This window comes from Candidatus Accumulibacter contiguus (assembly GCF_012940005.1).
Lineage (GTDB): Bacteria > Pseudomonadota > Gammaproteobacteria > Burkholderiales > Rhodocyclaceae > Accumulibacter > Accumulibacter contiguus.
Genome location: NZ_SPMX01000051.1, coordinates 1 through 17,503, shown reverse-complemented (window position 1 = coordinate 17,503; position 17,503 = coordinate 1). Strand labels below are relative to the sequence as shown.

The window sequence follows — 17,503 nt, the reverse complement described above, 5'->3', positions numbered from 1 at the left end:
CGAGCCGGTAGGCCGCTTTGGTTTCCGCCCAACCCCCGCAAGCCACCGGGATGCTTCCGGTCGGTTGTGCCGACAGATCATCCACCAGCTTGATCAAGCGCCGCGTCCGCCGCGCATCCCCCAAATCCAGATCCTTGAACTCCTCCGCTGCCCAACCCATGCCATACCTCCGCAAGATTACGAAATATACGTTTTAACAACAGCTTGAAAACTGTTGCCGTTTGCATATATGGGGTGGGTAAGCGGAAATGCAACAGCGTTTGCTATCGCGTTGGAGTCAAGCCACGCCGCGCGCTCCTATGTCAAGTGAGTTGTGGGTAATCGGGTGCGTAGAAGGCGTAGCGATTGTCCACCCAGGCAAATGCGCCCGAGATCAGGCCCCAGGTAATCATGATGCGGGCGATCCACAGCTTGGCGCCGACACGGTGCAGAATCAGATTACTCGGTATCTCGAACAGGAAATAGCCGACGAAGAAGAGGCCCGCGCCCAGGCCATATACGGCTTCGGCCGTCCCGGGATTGAAGTCGGTGAAGGATCTCATCATGTCGAGCTTGGCGAAGCCGACATTCACGCGGTCCAGGTAGGCGACCACGTAACACAGCATCAGAAACGGCATGATTCGCCAGGCGATCTTGCGATAGGTCGCGTCGAGATCGACGGTGGCGCTGGGTGATATGTTGACGCTGGATAGCGTCGTAGCAGCAGAAGGTATTGCCATGGTCATTTCCTCATTTGGTGGATGCGTGTCGGTCCACTCCGTTGTCCCCACGCCCCTGTTTTTAAGCTGTGGAGCGGTCTCGTCGCATCCCCAGGGGCGATGCTTCGGGATCCCTCCGGACGGAGAGCAGCCCTTACCAGACCGCGCCGAAAGCCCGGCGCAACTCCTCGATCTGTTCTTCGTTCAGCGGCGGCGGTTTGTCCGTTGCGGCGAGCCAGAGCTTCGCCGTCTCTTCGAGTTCTTCGAGCAGACAAGCTGCGGCGGCGACGCTTTGCTGCCAGACCACCGGGCCGAGGCGCTCCAGGAGCACGGCCCGGACCCCGCGCGCTGCCGCCAGCCGCACCTTTTCGGCGGCAGCCGGATCGCCGGGGCGGTGGTAGGGGATCAGCGGCACATGCCCGACCTTCATCACGTAATAGGGTGTGATGGGTGGCAGGATGTCATCGCTTGCCCAGACGCCGGCCAGACTCAGGCGCACCAGGTGCGTCGAGTGCGTGTGCAGCACCGCACAACTGCCGGCGCTTTCACCATAGATCAGGCGATGCAGCGTCAGCGTCTTCGATGGACGATCGCCGGAGACCTGTCTGCCTTCCCGGTCGACCCTGGCGATTGCCGTCGGGTCGAGAAAGCCGAGGCAGGCATCCCTTGGGGTGATCAGCCAGCCATCTTCGAGACGCACGCTGATGTTTCCCGCCGAACTGTGCACATAGCCGCGCTGGTAGAGGCTGGCGCCGATGCGGCAGATTTCTTCGCGCGCGCGCGTCTCGGCGCTCATGCCAGGGTTCTCGCCGAAGCCACTTGGCGCAGGGCTTTTTCGAAGAAGTCCGGGGTACCAAAATTGCCGCTCTTGAGCGCCAGCAGCAGCGGTTCGGCGGCCAGTGTCGCCGTCCACGGTACACCGGGGTCGATTTGTGGACCGATCTGCAGCGCGCTCACCCGGAGAGCACCGACCACGGCGCCGGAGGTTTCGCCACCGGCGACGACGAGTTTGCGCACACCCTGTTCAACCAGTGCCAGAGCCACCCGTGCCAGCGCCAGTTCGATCAGATGACCGGCGTGCTCGGCGCCCAATTCAGCCTGCACCTGGTGCACCGCATCCGGCTCACTGGTCGCGTAGATCAGTACCGGGCCAGCCGCGAGCTGTGGCGCAGCCCAGGCCAGTGCGGCGCCGACCGCATCCTCGCCGCGCGCGAGCGCGAAGGGATCGAGCTGGAATGCCGGTCTTCCGGCGGCCTGCCAGGTCTGCACCTGCACATTGCTGGCCCGCGAGCACGAACCCGAGAGCACTGCGGCGAAACCGTCGACGACCGGTAGAGCAGCGGCTACCGGATTCGACACGAGCAGACCCTGGCGGCGGAAGTTCTCCGGCAGGCCGAGGGCGACGCCGGAACCGGCGGTGATCAGCGGATGCTCGGTACAGGCTTCGGCGATCTGGTAGAGGTCGGCGTCGCTCAGTGCATCGACGATCGCAAGTCGAACCCCCGCGGCCTTGAGTGCGGCGAAGCGAGCGCGGATCGCCGCTGCGCCAGCCTGGACGCTGTCGTAACGGACCAGTCCCACCTGGCCGCGGCTCTGGCTTTGCAGCACGCGCACCAGGTTGGGGTCGGTCATTGGCGTCAAGGGATGCTGTTGCATGCCGGATTCGTTGAGCAGCACATCGCCGACGAACAGGTAGCCGCGACAGATGGTGCGGCCGTTCTCGGGAAATGCCGGGCAGGCGATCGCGAAATCTGCCCCCAGGCGTGCCAGCAGGGCCTCGCTGACCGGACCGATATTGCCGGTCGCGGTCGAATCGAAGGTCGAGCAATACTTGAAGTAGAACTGCCGGCAGCCGGCAGCCTGCAGCCAGTCCAGTGCTGCCAGCGATTGCTGCACGGCTGCAGCGGCCGGGATCGTGCGCGACTTCAATGCGACCACGATGGCATCGACCTCCGGCCCCAGCGGTACGGACGGCAGACCGATCGTCTGGACGGTACGCATGCCGCTGCGCACCAGCATGTTGGCCAGATCGGTGGCGCCGGTAAAGTCGTCGGCGATACAACCGAGCAGCGCGCTCATCGTCCGGCTCCCGCCGGCAGATCGATGCCGGTGAGCGCCTGAAACATCTTGATCACCGCCGAATCGTCTTCAGCACCATAGCCGCGGGCGCTAGTAGCGAGGTACATCTGGTGAGCAGCCGAGGTCAACGGCAGCGGAAACGGGTATTTTCGTGCCGTGTCGAGGACGATACCGAGATCCTTGATGAAGATGTTCACTGCCGATAGTGGCGTGTAGTCACCGGCGAGAATGTGCGGCACGCGGTTCTGGAACATCCACGAACTGCCGGCGCTGTTGCTGATGACTTCGAACAGTGCCTGCGGATCGGCGCCGGCCTTGATCCCCAGAGCCATCGCCTCGGCCGCCGCCGCGATATGCACACCGGCGAGCAACTGATTGATCATCTTGACCTTGGAGCCCTGCCCCGGTGCGTCGCCCAGGCGATACACGCGCGCCGCGATGGCCGTGAGCACCGCTTCGCAGGCGGCGAAAGCGGCCGGCGTGCCGGACGCCATGATCGTCATCTCGCCACTCGCCGCCTTGGCGGCACCGCCAGAAACCGGTGCATCGAGCATCAGGATGCCCAGTTCACCCAGGCGTTCACCAAAGCGCTCGGCCACGTCGGGAGCGATCGTCGCGCTGAGAATGGCCACCGCACCCGGCGGCAACGCTGCCGCCGCACCGTCCTGCCCGAAGAGCGCGGCTTCGGTCTGATCGGCATTGACCACCAGCACGATCAGGACCTGACTGCCCGCGGCGACCTGTGCCGGCGTCGAACAGGGCAGCGCACCCAGAGCCGCAAAATCCGCAAGCACGCCTGGCCGCACATCGCAAACACGAGTGCTAAAGCCCTCCCGCAGCAGCGAGCGCGCCACACCTCCCCCCATTGATCCCAGACCGATCACCCCGACGACGGGTCGTACGGCCACTGCTTCTTCCGTGGTAAGCGCAGACATGGTTTTCACTTCTCCTCTGACGAATAAACTTAGCATGTAATCATCTTATAGTACAACTTTAGGCATTGCAAGTGTTTTTTGAGGAGCTGCGGGCACTCGTCAACAGGTCATCGCTACCCGGATCGCCGCCAGGAAGGAAAAGCAGGTGGCCATCGCGTCGATGAAAGTACAATACCGCGCCGGCGCTCCTTGCGCGCCGGACCCATCCACTGCTGCCTGACCTGCCACGGCATGAGAAACCTAGATCAAGGCTCCATCCTCGCCATCACTGACTGCCGGCGCCTGCGTCGATGCTGAGCCGCCTGCTGATTGCCTCGGTGTGGATCCTGCATCTCCTGCCGCTGCCGGTGCTGGCGTGCCTCGGCAATGCGCTGGGCGTCGTGATCTACGGCCTGGCGCGCCGGCGCCGACACATTGTGCTGGTGAATCTTGGTCTGTGCTTCCCGGAATTCGACGAAAATCGGCGCCGTCGGTTGGCGAAAGCGCATTTCCAGGTGTTGACGCGCAGCGTCCTGGAACGCACGCTGCTGTGGTGGGCGAGCCGGCAGCGGCTGTCGCGCCTGATCCGGGTCGAGGGCGAGGAACGGATGCGGGCGCTGCTCGATGCCGGCCGTCCGGTGCTGATGCTGGCACCGCACTTCGTTGGGCTCGACGCCGGCGGCGTGGCGATTGCCATGCGCTTCGACAGCGCGAGCATCTACGCGGTGCAGTCCAACCCGGTTTTCGATCGCCTGCTGCTGCGCGGACGCCAACGTTTTGGCGACCAGTTGCTGCTCTCGCGCCAGGAAAGCGTGCGTGCCAGCGTGCGGGCGATGAAGGCCGGGCGGCCGCTGTACTACCTGCCGGACATGGATTTCGGGAAACGGGATTCGATCTTTGTCCCCTTTTTCGGAGTGCAGACGGCAACCGTTCCCGGTCTGTCACGGCTGGCGCGGCTGGCTGGCGCTGTCGTCGTTCCCTGTGTGACCCGTCTGCTGCCTGGTGGTGCGGGCTATGCGGTGACGGTTGGCGAGCTTGGCAGGATTTTCCCTCCACCGATGTCGAGGCCGATACCCGCCGCATGAATGCCTGGATCGAGGACGCAGTGCGCAGCATGCCCGAGCAGTACTACTGGGTGCATCGTCGTTTCAAGACGCGGCCGCCGGGCGAAGCACGCCCGTATTGATCCTTCTCTCTGGGTTCGGTCTGTCCCGCTTGTCGGCAAGCGAACGGTCATGACTTTGCAAGACACCCCCGATGATGAAAGTCATGACCGTTTCCCTCTCCCCCCGACCCCTCCCCCGCAAGTGGGGAGGGGGGGATTCGTGCGTCGCTGACGCGACTTTAACATTAACAGACGCCGGCGCAGGTATACTCGACGAATTCGTCGGCCCGCACTCCTTGCTGCAGCGGCCGAAAATGTGATCCTCTGAGAACTCGACCTTGGCACTGACTCTACTCGGGCTGTCCGGCGCGCTGACCCACGACCCTTCGGCGGCGCTCTACATCGACGGCAAACTCGTCGCAGCGGCAGAGGAGGAGCGCTTCGTTCGCGACAAGCACGCCAAGAACCGCATGCCCTACGAGGCTGCGAAGTTCTGCCTGGAGTTTGCCGGCATCCAGCCCGCCGAGGTCGATGCGGTGGCCATTCCCTTTGCCCCGATCAGCCTCTCCGAAGCGGCACGCTGGCACTATGCAAAACGCTACTGGTATGCACCCGAGCGTTCGCTCGACGCCATCCTGACCGGCAACCGGCGTTTTTACCGTTACCGCAAGCGCATCGAGTGGTGCCTGCTGCAACTCGGCTTCGATCTCGGGAAGACCGAGATCGTGCCGGTCGAACACCATCTCGCGCATGCGGCGAGCGCCTACCATTGCTCTGGATTCAAGGAGAAGACCGCGATTCTCGGTATCGACGGCAAGGGCGAATACGCCACCACCTTCTTCGGCTACGGCGAGAACGGCAAAATCCACAAGATCAGGGAATTCTACGACCCCGATTCTCTGGGAGGGCTGTATGGCGCATTGACCGAGTATCTGGGTTTCGAAATGCTCGATGGCGAGTACAAGGTGATGGGAATGGCGCCTTACGGCGACCCGAACCGCTACGATTTCTCGCGCCTGGCGAAGTTCGAGAACGGCAAACTGACGGTCAACACCGACTACGCCAACGTGATCGGTTTCCGCCGCTACAAGGAAAATGGCAAGGGCTACTATTTTTCTCCGAAGCTGGTCGACTGGCTCGGTCCCCGTCGCTCGGGAGACATTGCCGACGACCCCTACATCCACTACGCGGCGAGTATGCAGAAGCTCTTCGAGGATCTGTCGCTGCAGATGATCGAGCATTACCTCGGCGACATTCTGCGCGAGACCGGCCGACTCGCTTTTTCGGGAGGTGGTGCGCTCAACGTCAAACTCAATCAGAAGATCATCGCCCGCCCGCATGTGCGCGAACTCTTCGTCCAGCCGGCTTCCGGCGATGCCGGAACGGCCGTTGGCGCAGCCGCCTACGTTTCGGTAGAGCGCGGTGTTCCGGTAGAAAAAATGGAGCATGTCTACCTCGGCCCGGCGTACAGCAATGAAGATGTCATCGCCGCCTGTGCCCGGCATCCGGCCTGCCCATCATGGCAGCGGCTCGAGGATGTGCCGCAGCAGATCGCCCGACTGCTTGCCGAAGGTCAGCCGGTGGCGTGGTTCCAGGGGCGAATGGAATTTGGTCCGCGCGCGCTGGGCGGCCGCTCGATCCTCGGTTGCCCGAGTGTTCCAGGCGTCGCCGACCGGATCAACGCGCAGATCAAGTTCCGCGAGCGCTGGCGCCCGTTCTGCCCGAGCATGCTCGACCGCGTCGGCCCGCAGATGCTCGGCAGCGCCCATCCGGCGCCGTTCATGACTTTTACCTTCGAGGTGGCGAAAGGCTGGAAGGAACGCGTCCCCGAAGTCGTGCACGAAGACGGCAGTTCGCGCGCACAGGTACTGCGGCGCGAATTCAACCCACGCTATTACGATCTGATGGTCGAGTTGGAAAAACTGACCGGTAACGGAGTCGTTCTCAATACCTCGCTGAACCGCCGTGGCGAAGCGATGATCTGTTCGCCGACCGACGCGCTGAACATGTTCTTTGGTTGCGACCTGCAGTATCTGGTGATGGAAGACCTGCTGGTGGTCAAGGCCGCAGCAGAGACGGACGCGTAGCGGATTTGACGAGGCAGTAGTGCTCGGGCGATACTTCGTGTCGTGCGTTGAGCCGCCCGGCGCTGGCGCGAACAGGGGAGGGTGCGCGTTGCTGCTTGCGGTGGCATCCGGCTGTTCCGACGCTTTCTCGAAGCATTTTCTACGCATTTTTGTATTTCCAGTGCCGACCGACAGGCAGCATCGGGGCGCTGAGGTGGGGACCAATGGAAAAAATCAATCTACTCTGCGCAAAAAACCTGATCAGCAGAAAAAACGGCAGAGCAGGAGCTGTCGTTTCTGATGTTGGTGGAGAACCTTGCCTTCGACAAGCAGGTCGATGTCGCCTGGGCCGGAGAAGACGGCGTGTGGCATACCCTCGCTGCTTCGTATCACGGTCGCGTTGATCAGGACAGGGAGTACTGGTTCGCCAGGATCACCTTCGCATTGGCCGCCGATGCATCGCTACCCGGAAATGTCGAGTTCGCCTTGCGCTATCGTGTGTTGGGCACGGAATACTGGGATAACCATCACGGCAAGAACCACGCCATTCAGGCCGATTCGGGAATCCGGCTGGCGGATCAGTACCCGCTGCTGAACGTCGGCTGCGAGCGTGCTCTGGTCGATGGCCAAAGCTTTCTGCCCGTCGTTGTGGCAACGAAGAAAGACCTGCAGGCCACGAGCGTCACGGTGCACTGGACCACCGACAACTGGCAGAGCACGCACAAAGAGCCCTGCCGTTACAAGCGCAAGTACTGGGACAGCGAGTTTCTCAGCAATGCGAGAAATCCCAATCAATACGGCTGTCAGATCTGGAATGCCATGCTGAAGGTGGACGATGCCTGGCAGGTGCAATACCGGATTTCCTGCGAAACCCGCCAGCGCATTCTCTGGGACGACAACTTCGGCAAGAACTACACGATCCAGCGTCTGCCGCTCAAGGTGTTGATCCTGAACCTGCATTGCCGGCAGGAAGAGAATCAGGATGACAAGCTCTCGCAAATCGCCAAGGCAATTGGCGCTCTCGATGCCGACATCGTCTGTCTGCAGGAAGTGGCGGAACTCTGGAACGACGGCGAGGGCGACTGGGAAACCAATACGGCGAGAATCATCAATGAACGCCTCGTCCTCCCCTATCACCTGGTGACCGATTGGTCGCATCTGGGCTTCGAGCATTTTCGGGAAGGGGTAGCCCTCCTGAGCCGGTATCCGATCGAGAAGCATGCATCGAAATACGTCTCGGAGAGTAGCGACCCCTACAGCATTCACTCCAGAAAGGTCGTCATGGCCCAGGTCCGGGTGCCGTATTACGGTCTGCTGAACGTCTTCTCATCGCACCTGAGTTGGTGGGAGGATGGTTTCGCTGAGCAGTTCGACAATCTGCGGCAGTGGGCCAGCGATGAAAATGGCGACCAACTCACGGCCACGATGCTTTGCGGGGATTTCAACATCAAGGCTGGTTCCAGGGGCTATCAATATGTCGTCGATTCGAACGAATACGAGGACCAGTATCTGTTGGCCAACTCGCCGAAAATTTTTCGAAAGGTTTTCGAAGTCAGGGAGTCAGCCTGGGAGAGTGCGCTGGAAGACGATCATCGTATCGATTATGTCTTTCTTCGCAAGGGGAGCAAGCTGCGCGCGACCTCGGGTCGGGTCGTGTTCACGGATCAGGATTATGGGCGAGTGTCCGATCACTTTGGCTACCTGGTGACATTCGAGCCGACGTGAGCTGCGGGCGCAACAGAGTCGTTCGCTCGCCACGGATTCTGGCGAGCGGACATTACACAGCATAGGGCAGTGCAGTCTCGATATTATGAAAACAGCAGAGCAATACGCGGTACCCGTACACGGCAATCTGGGCGGATCCTTCGTGCGGGTTAACGACTTCAACGAGAAATTCTATCTGCGTTGGGGAAAAATCAGCTTCGATGTGTTCTTCGGCACACAGGTGAACGTGAAAGTCATCCTGAAGGTCTATCGGGATAATAATATTTGCGAAACCTACATTGTCGATACCGATCCCTACGACATCGAGTGGAACCATCACAAGCGGCGCACCCGGGATTTCTATATCCACCCCTCGTCGAGCAGTTTCGGGCATGCAAACTGCGTCAAGTTTGCCTTTGTGGTGCACCTCGACGAGCACTCGATTGCCTCGCAACTCGAGTACATTTTCATGGACTGGTCGCAGTTGCGCGAGGAACAGCCGCAATATCGCAGAATTACCCCGGAATGGGCGACCAGCAATTCCTATCGCACACATGAGCTGAATGCCTGGACGTTGCAATGCGACGTCGATTGGTACAACCACCATTTCGAATCATTGCGCCTGATTCCCAAGTTCACCAAGGGTCAGCAGTATCACCCCTACCATCCCAAACGCTTCATTCACGATCACATCGACAAGGTCATTCGCAGCAAGCACGATCATCCCAATCGGTTCTGCACCATCAAGGTCAGCGTCGACTGCATCGACGACTACGACTTCACTTGCCACCTGGTGCATGCCAGTGAAAACGGCGTCTGTGTGCAGTGCATCGTCGACTGGCGGAAGATGACGCTCACCAACAGTCCGAACTATGCGCGCCTGAAGCGCGCCGGCATCGAACTGGTGGGTGTCTTCTGTACGCCACACCATCATCTGATCGAGGTCGATCCCGACATGCATACCAAGTTCGTCCTCTTCAACGATGAGGATTGCATCCTGGGTTCGTTCAACATCACCTTCGATCGCTGGTGGGCGAATTGGGAATCGGGGATGACCTTTCATTCGAAAGGCGTCTGTCGTCTGCTCGACAACATCTTCCAGAGCGAGCGTGGCGGCGTCAACCAAAAATATGGCATCGACCCGCTCAGCCATTTCAACCTGCTCTACACCTTCGGCCGGCACTCTCTGCTCAACGGCAAGCATTACCTTCCGCACCACGCCATCCTGAGCGAGATTCACCGTGCCAGGCACTCGATCAAATTGACGCTGTTCCTGATCGGCAACCTGCTGGGCGAACACGGCGACAGCGTCATCGATGCGCTGATCAACGCCAAACACCGCGGCGTGCATGTGCATATCCTGCTCAACGGGCATCTCGCGCGGCAGGGTAAGGTTGGCGTCGAACGTTCGATGCACGATGAGCTGAATCGCCCCCTATTGCCGGCAGCGCAGGGACTGCGGACGGCGGGGATTGCGGTCGGCCTGGTGTACGGCCAGGATGATCACCCGGTGCCTTATTCGCCGATCCACTCCAAGTACTGCATCATCGACGAGGCGACGGTCATCGAAGGCAGTTTCAACTGGTACAACACTTCGGTGTTTTCCCATGACCTGACGGTGGTGGCCACCAATCGCGAAATGGCGAGATCGTATCTGCACGAGTTCGAGCAGATCCAGCAGGTTTTCCGGATCTATTACTGAAACTGAAGCTGCGCTTCCGGATGCGATGCCGGGTGCGCAGCGGTCGGCGAACGACCCTTCCCGATCGGAAGAAAGGCCGTCCTCGACAACAACGACACGATGCACAACCCTCTTGACAACAGACAATTGACTCTGCTAACCGTGCCAAGGATACTTCGTCTGCGTGTCTGAAACGCTTTCCCGCAGCTTGCATTTGCGCAACGCAGTGGCGTCAAAGGTGCTCCGTTGGCGAATCGTTCTGCCGCTCACAGACACCTTGCCGCTTTTGAACCTGCTTTGCTTCCATCCAATTCTGCTTGCCGCTTTTTTCCACATCCAGCCTTTTTCAACACCCACTCACTGTCGAGGAAATCATGTCCAAACTGTTCATCGAAGATCTCGCCCTCGAAGGCAAACGCGCGCTGATTCGCGTCGATTTCAACGTCCCTCAGGACAAGACCACCGGCGCCATCACCAATACCAAGCGGATCGAGGCGGCCTTGCCGACGATCCAGTATGCTCTGGACCATGGTGCAGCCGTCATTCTCATGTCTCACCTTGGTCGTCCCGACGGCAAGGTCATGCCGCAATACAGTCTTGCGCCGGTGGCCACCGCTCTCTCGTGGCTGCTCGGACGCCAGGTGCAGTTCCTGTCCGATTGCGTTGGCCCGGAAGTCGAGGCCGCCTGCGCCGCGATCAAGCCTGGTGAAGTCATCCTGCTCGAAAACCTTCGCTTCCATCTCGAAGAAGAGGGTAAGGGCACCGTCACCAGCGCCGATGGCACGGTTACCAAGGTCAAGGCCAATCCGGAAGACGTCAAGGCCTTCCGCGCTTCTCTGACCCGGCTCGCCGACGTCTACATCAACGATGCCTTTGGCACCGCCCACCGCGACCACTCGTCGATGACCGGCGTGCAACTGCCCGAGCGCGCTGCCGGCTACCTGATGAACAAGGAACTGGCTGCCTTCTCGGCCGTTCTCGAATCGCCGCAGCGGCCGTTGCTGGCGATCCTCGGCGGCGCCAAGGTTGCCGACAAGATCCAGTTGATCAACAACCTGCTCGACAAGGCCGACCAGATCATCATCGGTGGCGGCATGGCCTTCACCTTCAAGAAAGTCCTCTCGGGAATGCCGATCGGCAACTCGCTGTACGACGAAGAGGGCGCCAAGCTGGTCCCGGACCTGATGAAGAAGGCCGAGGAAAAAGGCAAGGAGATCCTGCTGCCGGTCGACTTCGTGATCGCCGACAAGTTTGACGCCGGCGCCAACACCGGCACCGCCAACGATGTCGATGGCGTTCCCGACGGCTGGCTGGGGCTCGACTGCGGTCCTCAATCGACGAAGATCTTCACCGATGCGATCCTGAAGGCCAAGACCATCATCTGGAACGGCCCGGCCGGCGTTTTCGAATTCGAGAAGTTCGAAGCCGGCACCAAGGCCATGGCTGACGCAGTCGTCCAGGCTACGGCTGCGGGTGCGATCACCGTCATCGGCGGCGGCGACACCGCCACCGCTGCCAAGAAATACGGCGCCGACAAGAAAGTCACGCACAGTTCGACCGGCGGAGGCGCTTCGCTCGAATACCTGGAAGGCAAGGTCCTGCCGGGCGTCGCCGCACTTTCCGAAAAGTAAGGCTGCCGGCGGCCCCGCGCGGGGCCGCTGCTGCCCAGTCATCGCAAGCCATCCAGCAATATCACAACGTCACATCGAGGAATACCATGCGCAAGATCGTTATCGCCGGCAACTGGAAAATGAACAAGACCGTCGCCGAGTCAGTGAAGCTCGCCGCCGACGTCGTCGCTGCTGCCAAGGACATCAAGAATGTCGTTGTCGCCATCGCCCCGACCTACCTGGCTCTTGCCAAGGTGGCCGAGGTGGTCAAGGGAAGCAACGTCAAGCTGGCGGCGCAGGACGTGCACTGGGAAAACCAGGGCGCCTTCACCGGTAAGGTCAGCGCCGACATGCTCAAGGAAATCGGCGTCGATTTCGTGATCATCGGCCACTCCGAGCAGCGCAGCTACTTCGGCGAGACCGACGAAACCGTCAACAAGAAAGTCAAGAAGGCCCAGTCGCTCGACATGACGCCGATCATCTGTATCGGCGAGACGCTCGCCGAGCGGCAGGGCGGCCAGCTCGAAAGTGTTCTCACCACACAGGTCAATGGCGCTTACGCGGGTCTTTCCGCCGCCGACGCGCTACGCACGGTAATCGCCTACGAACCGGTCTGGGCGATCGGCACCGGCGTCACCGCCAGCGACGACGAAGCGCAGCAGGCACATGCCTTCGTCCGCGGCCTGCTGGCGCAACTCTACGGCAAGGACGTCGCCGAGTCGATCTCGATCCAGTATGGTGGTTCGATGAAGCCCGAGAATGCCGCCGGCCTGCTGGCCCAGAAGGATATCGACGGTGGCCTGATCGGCGGCGCGGCGCTGAAGGCCGACAGCTTCCTCGGCATCATCACCCCGGGCGAGTCGATCAGCAAGTAGTCTGTTTGAAGGCGGGGCTGCGTAGCGGCCCCGTATGGCACTGCGCAGGATTCGTGAGTCGCTGACGCGACTTTCACATCAAACGCCGTTCTGCTTGAACCAGGCCTGCAGGCGACGCCAGCCATCCTCGGCAGCGTCCTTGCGGTAACTCGGTCGGTAATCGGCATGGAAAGCGTGCGGCGCCTGCGCATAGACATGGATCGCCGACGCCTTGCTGGCCGGATTGACCGAGTCGGCGAGAGCCTTGCGCATCTTCTCTACGCTGTCGATCGGGATCCCCTGATCGAGCCCGCCATAGAGTCCCAGCACCGGTGCAAACAGCTTGCCGGCGATGTCGATCGGGTGCCGCGGGCTGAGTTCGCTGGGCACGCCGACGATCCTGCCATACCAGGCGACGCCGGCCTTGAGCTGCGGATTGTGCGCCGCATACAGCCAGGTGATTCGACCGCCCCAGCAGAAACCGGTGATGCCGAGGCGTGCGGTATTGCCGCCATGCGCCCCGGCCCAGGCCACGCAGGCATCGAGGTCGGCCATTACCTGCGCATCGGGAACCTTGCTGACCACCTTGCCGAGCAGTTCCTCGATATTGCTGTACTGGCGTGGATCCCCCTGGCGTGCGTAGAGTTCGGGGGCGATGGCGAGGTAGCCGAGCTTGGCCAGACGGCGGCAGACATCCTTGATGTGATCATGGACGCCGAATATCTCCTGCACCACCAGGATCACTGGCCAGTTGCCGCCGCTGGCGGGCTGCGCGCGATACGCCGGCATTTCGCCATCGCCTGTCGTCACCTGGATCTCGCCGGCGCTGAGGCCGACGCTGTCGGTCGTGATCATCGTCTGTGCGACGACTGGCTGCACCGCCAGCGCGAAACCAGCGCCGATGGCGCTGACCATGAACTGCCGGCGGCTGAAGGGAACGGCGGGAACCAGGCTGTCGAAATCACTGCGGTCGCTCATTGCTTTTCTCTCCTCTGATGGATGCAAATCTTGTGTATCATGCCATGATCTGCAACCCTCGGAGCATGGAGAAAATGATGAATCCCCCGATCAGTCGATTCCCTGTTCCGGCACTCGATCAATTGCCGGAAGACATGCGTAAGCGCATCCTCGAAGTGCAGGAAAAGTCCGGGTTCGTCCCCAACGTCTTTCTCACTCTGGCGCATCGTCCCGACGAGTTCCGTGCCTTTTTTGCCTACCACGATGCGCTGATGGAGAAGCCGAGCGGCCTCAGCAAGGCTGAGCGCGAAATGATCGTCGTCGCCACCAGTGGCGCCAACCAATGCCAGTATTGCGTCGTTGCGCACGGCGCGATCCTGCGCCTGCGCGCCAGGAATCCGCTGATCGCCGACCAGGTTGCGGTCAACTACCGCAAGGCCGACCTGACGGCGCGGCAGCGCGCGATGCTCGACTTTGCGCTGAAGACCTCGCTACATTCGGCCGAGATTGGCGACGCTGATTTTGCCGTGCTGCGTGAGCATGGCTTCTCGGACGAAGACATCTGGGACATCGGCGCCGTCGCCGCATTTTTCGCGATGTCGAATCGGCTGGCGAACCTGAGCTCGATGCGGCCGAACGACGAATTCTTCCTGCTCGGTCGCCTGCCGAAGGCCTAGTCTCAACAAGCACCCATGAAAATCCTGCAGATCAATGCCGGCGCCCGCCGTGAAGGCGCCAATGTTTCCCATCCCGAGCAGATCAACAGAACACGCACTGTCGAGCGACAACTAATGGGCAATGCGACCTCCGACGGTGCTGGCGTGAAACTGACGCGTGTGCTGGACCAGCAGTTGCAGCATCGGCTCGATCCCTTCCTGATGCTCGATGCTTTTGGCAGCGACAATCCGGATGACTATATCGCTGGTTTTCCCGACCATCCCCATCGCGGCTTCGAGACCATCACCTACATGATTGCCGGCCGCATGCTGCACCGTGACAGTGCAGGTCACCAAGGATTACTCGAGAGCGGCGGCGTCCAGTGGATGACGGCGGGTCGCGGCGTGATTCATTCCGAGATTCCACAGCAGGAAGAAGGCGTCATGGAGGGCTTTCAGCTCTGGCTGAACCTGCCCGCAAAAGACAAGATGAGCGAGCCTTGGTATCGCGATTTCACCGCTGCAGACTTGCCACGTTTCACCAACGACGCAGGTACTAAGGTGACGGTGATTGCCGGCACGAGTCATGGCCTGCCCGGGGCGGTGACTCGAGAGGCCACGATGCCGCTCTACCTCGACTTGCACCTGCCGGCTGGATCGCAATTCACTCAAGCGCTACCGGCAGGTCACAACGCGTTCGTCTACGTGTATCGTGGCACGGTCAGCATTGCCGGCAGCAGCGTGCCACTGCAACACCTGGCCATCCTTGCCAATGATCCCCAGGCCGACGGCGTGCTGATCAAATCAATGCAGGGTGCAAGGGCATTGCTGATTGCTGGCAGGCCACTGAATGAATCGATCGTGCAATACGGACCCTTCGTGATGAACACCGAAGAGGAAGTTTACCAAGCGATGAGCGACTACCGGGATGGCCGTTTGGCCTGACTGGGGATTTGCTGGGTCAGCGTGACCACCCGTGGATGGGTAAGGGTAAAGGCTTCATCCTTGCCGCTGTGATGGCGGCACTACTCGTTGCCTGTGCACCACTGCAGCAGAAAACGGTGGTGAGGACAAACTGGGTGGCATCCCCCAACTTCGACGAGCGCAGGCCAAATCTGGTGATCATTCACCACACCAGCAACCATACGCTGGAGCAGGCACTGCACACGCTCACTTCTCCAGAACGTAAGGTCAGTTCGCATTATCTGATCGGCCGCAACGGCACGATCGTCCAACTCGTCGAAGAGAACGCTCGCGCCTGGCATGCCGGTAAATCGTGGTGGGGCGGCTTTACCGATATCAATTCGGTGTCGCTCGGCATCGAACTCGATAACAATGGCCGCGAACCCTTTGCCGACGCTCAGATAGAAGCGTTGCTCGTCCTGTTGGCCGATATCCGGCAGCGCTACCACATTCCTCCGGCAAATTTCATTGCTCACGCCGACGTTGCACCGACGCGCAAGGACGACCCCAGTGCCTGGTTTCCCTGGCAAATCCTGGCCGGACAGGGTTTTGGCCTGTGGTGTGAGGCGCCGCTGCCGCCAGCTCCGGTCGGCTTCGATCTGGCGCTTGCACTCACCGCGATAGGCTATGACCCTGGCACCCCGGAAGCTTCACGAAAGGCCTTCCGCTTGCATTTCCTCCGTGGTGATCAGGAACCTTCTGTTGAGCATGAAAATGCACTGGCTTTCTGTTTGTTGCAAAAGAAGAAGTCGCCGAGCCCGTAATGGAGGGGTACGATGCATCGCCACCCGCTACCAGCGGATCTGCACTTCCTGGATGACCTGCGGCGTCGCGCGCTGGATGGTGAACTTGATGCCTTCGACTTCGATCGTCGTGCCGGGTGCAGGAATCTCGCGCGCATACTCGAGGAGGAACCCCGAGAGCGTGTCGTAGCTGCCATGGCCGGGCAGCTTCAGTCCCAGTTTTTCGTTGAGCATCGCCGGGTCGGCGCGGGCGCTGACCAGGTAGTCATGGTGGCCAAGTTTCTTCAGCCATTCGGCAGGTTTTTCCTGCCGGTCGTATTCGTCCTGGATGTCCTCGACCACGTCCTCGATGATGTCCTCGATGGTGACGATCCCCTCGGCACCGCCAAACTCGTCCATCACCACGGCCATCGCATCACCATCCTTGCGCAGCTCGACGAGCATCGTCTCGGCGCTCTTGCTGGCTGGCACATAGCGCGCCGGGCTGATGAAGGGCTCGATCGACGCTGATTCGTCTACACCCAGCAGATCCATGCTGTTCAGCACGCCAATCACCCGGTCGATACGTCCGTCATAGACCGGCAGGCGGACATGCGAGCACTGCACTGCCAGACGAACCGCTTCTCCGACCGTTGATCGCTTCTCGATGGCGTTCACGTCGATCAGCGGCACCATCACCTTGTAGACCGTCGTTTCGGAAAAATTGAACATGCGCCGGATCATCGTCTTTTCGATGGCCTGGATGTCGCCCCCTTCCTGCGGTGGCATCTGTACCATGCTCTGGATCTGCTCGCGCAGGGTGAAAGGGTTGTGCTCTGCACGCGCGCCCGCGAGACGCGAAAGGAACTTCGACAAGGTGACAAAGATGATGAGGATTGGCCAGAAGAGGATCGAAAAGAAGCGCAGGATGTAAATCACGTAAGGCGTGATCGTATCGGCGCGCTGCTGGCAGACACTTTTCGGGACGATCTCGCCAAACACCACCCGATTACCCACAACTCATCCGTCATTGAAATAGGCGGCACGGCCAGCCTCCAGGGCAATGGCAAATGCCCTGACCTTCTGCATCCCTTCCCAGATCGCCTTGGGGCCGGGATGCCCGTCGTGTTTTCGCCCGAGAAAGCCGCCAAAGCCGGCAATCAGCCGCACCATCTGACCCAGGGGCGGGGGAGCATCCGGCGGTGGTGAGCGATGGGCGACGATCCAGGCGGCTTGCCATTCCTCGATATCAAACACCACGTCACAGGGCAAATCGGGGCAGTCCCGGCCCCAGGTAACCAAGGACAGGATGCGCCAGGCGATAATCAGGTAAATGACCAAGGCGCGTTCCAGTCGCTCCATGCTGCCCAACTGCAGGGATTCTATCTTGCAGCCTGATTTCCAAATGCGGAAAAGAATTTCTATCAGCCAGCGGCGGCGATACCAATCAATGAGTTGTACGATGTCTTCGAGCGTTTCCGCCGTCCGATTGGT

General features: G+C 60.6%; 15 protein-coding genes and 2 pseudogenes. 9 read left to right on the top strand and 8 right to left on the bottom strand.

Going from position 1 to position 17,503, the window contains the following annotated elements; translation table 11 throughout:
* The 5 genes and pseudogenes from E4Q08_RS16250 to ltnD all read right to left on the bottom strand — a co-directional run.
* Positions 1–160, bottom strand: a 160-nt coding sequence (locus tag E4Q08_RS16250) for an IS4/Tn5 family transposase DNA-binding protein (protein ID WP_169071150.1), incomplete at its 3' end; no start/stop codon positions are given.
* A 169-nt stretch (positions 161–329) separates the two neighbouring features.
* Positions 330–719: pseudogene (locus E4Q08_RS16245) on the bottom strand (MFS transporter); the annotation flags it as partial.
* A 133-nt stretch (positions 720–852) separates the two neighbouring features.
* Positions 853–1,494 (bottom strand): 3-oxo-tetronate 4-phosphate decarboxylase, encoded by a 642-nt coding sequence (gene otnC / locus E4Q08_RS16240; RefSeq protein WP_034914393.1) that lies wholly within the window; start codon positions 1,492–1,494, stop codon positions 853–855.
* Positions 1,491–2,777 (bottom strand): 3-oxo-tetronate kinase, encoded by a 1,287-nt coding sequence (gene otnK, locus E4Q08_RS16235; RefSeq protein WP_169071149.1) that lies wholly within the window; start codon positions 2,775–2,777, stop codon positions 1,491–1,493. The genes otnC and otnK overlap by 4 nt, the downstream gene beginning before the upstream one ends.
* Positions 2,774–3,712, bottom strand: coding sequence for an L-threonate dehydrogenase (gene ltnD, locus E4Q08_RS16230; RefSeq protein ID WP_169071148.1), 939 nt, complete (start codon positions 3,710–3,712; stop codon positions 2,774–2,776). The genes otnK and ltnD overlap by 4 nt, the downstream gene beginning before the upstream one ends.
* Before the next feature lie 290 nt (positions 3,713–4,002).
* Between ltnD and E4Q08_RS16225 the strand changes: the two are divergent.
* The 6 genes and pseudogenes from E4Q08_RS16225 (at position 4,003) to tpiA (ending at position 12,732) form a co-directional block, all read left to right on the top strand.
* Positions 4,003–4,877, top strand: a pseudogene (locus tag E4Q08_RS16225) (lysophospholipid acyltransferase family protein).
* 257 nt (positions 4,878–5,134) lie between these two features.
* On the top strand, positions 5,135–6,883 hold the full coding sequence (locus E4Q08_RS16220) for a carbamoyltransferase family protein (protein ID WP_169071147.1): 1,749 nt from the start codon (positions 5,135–5,137) through the stop codon (positions 6,881–6,883).
* A 279-nt stretch (positions 6,884–7,162) separates the two neighbouring features.
* The gene (locus E4Q08_RS16215; RefSeq protein WP_248594964.1) at positions 7,163–8,587 is read left to right on the top strand and encodes an endonuclease/exonuclease/phosphatase family protein; all 1,425 of its coding nucleotides are present in this window, start codon (positions 7,163–7,165) and stop codon (positions 8,585–8,587) included.
* A gap of 85 nt (positions 8,588–8,672) precedes the next feature.
* Positions 8,673–10,268 carry a phospholipase D-like domain-containing protein gene (locus E4Q08_RS16210; RefSeq protein WP_034919214.1) on the top strand — a complete coding sequence of 532 codons (1,596 nt, stop codon included), beginning with the start codon at positions 8,673–8,675 and terminating at the stop codon, positions 10,266–10,268.
* Between the two features lie 353 nt (positions 10,269–10,621).
* Positions 10,622–11,878: a phosphoglycerate kinase gene (pgk, locus tag E4Q08_RS16205; protein WP_169071146.1), complete on the top strand. Its 1,257-nt coding sequence runs from the start codon at positions 10,622–10,624 to the stop codon at positions 11,876–11,878.
* Positions 11,879–11,964: 86 nt separating this feature from the next.
* A complete protein-coding gene (gene tpiA, locus E4Q08_RS16200) occupies positions 11,965–12,732 on the top strand; it encodes a triose-phosphate isomerase (protein ID WP_034910198.1) in 768 nt (255 codons plus the stop codon).
* 78 nt (positions 12,733–12,810) lie between these two features.
* Here the strand turns inward: tpiA and E4Q08_RS16195 are convergent, their stop codons facing one another.
* Complete coding sequence (locus E4Q08_RS16195) at positions 12,811–13,689, bottom strand: dienelactone hydrolase family protein (protein WP_169071145.1); 879 nt, start codon at positions 13,687–13,689, stop codon at positions 12,811–12,813.
* Between the two features lie 74 nt (positions 13,690–13,763).
* Between E4Q08_RS16195 and E4Q08_RS16190 the strand changes: the two genes are divergently transcribed.
* From E4Q08_RS16190 to E4Q08_RS16180, 3 genes are read left to right on the top strand one after another with little or no spacing between them, the layout of a single operon-like run.
* Positions 13,764–14,345 carry a peroxidase-related enzyme gene (locus E4Q08_RS16190; RefSeq protein ID WP_034910206.1) on the top strand — a complete coding sequence of 194 codons (582 nt, stop codon included), beginning with the start codon at positions 13,764–13,766 and terminating at the stop codon, positions 14,343–14,345.
* Positions 14,346–14,369: 24 nt separating this feature from the next.
* Complete coding sequence (locus E4Q08_RS16185; RefSeq protein WP_372703740.1) at positions 14,370–15,269, top strand: pirin family protein; 900 nt, start codon at positions 14,370–14,372, stop codon at positions 15,267–15,269.
* 8 nt (positions 15,270–15,277) lie between these two features.
* Positions 15,278–16,051 (top strand): N-acetylmuramoyl-L-alanine amidase, encoded by a 774-nt coding sequence (locus E4Q08_RS16180; RefSeq protein ID WP_169071143.1) that lies wholly within the window; start codon positions 15,278–15,280, stop codon positions 16,049–16,051.
* 27 nt (positions 16,052–16,078) lie between these two features.
* On the opposite strand, the gene E4Q08_RS25810 is transcribed toward E4Q08_RS16180, so the two are convergent.
* A complete protein-coding gene (locus E4Q08_RS25810; protein WP_308240157.1) occupies positions 16,079–17,026 on the bottom strand; it encodes a hemolysin family protein in 948 nt (315 codons plus the stop codon).
* A 3-nt stretch (positions 17,027–17,029) separates the two neighbouring features.
* The coding region (locus E4Q08_RS16170) for an IS4 family transposase (protein ID WP_169071142.1) at positions 17,030–17,503 on the bottom strand (474 nt) is incomplete at its 5' end.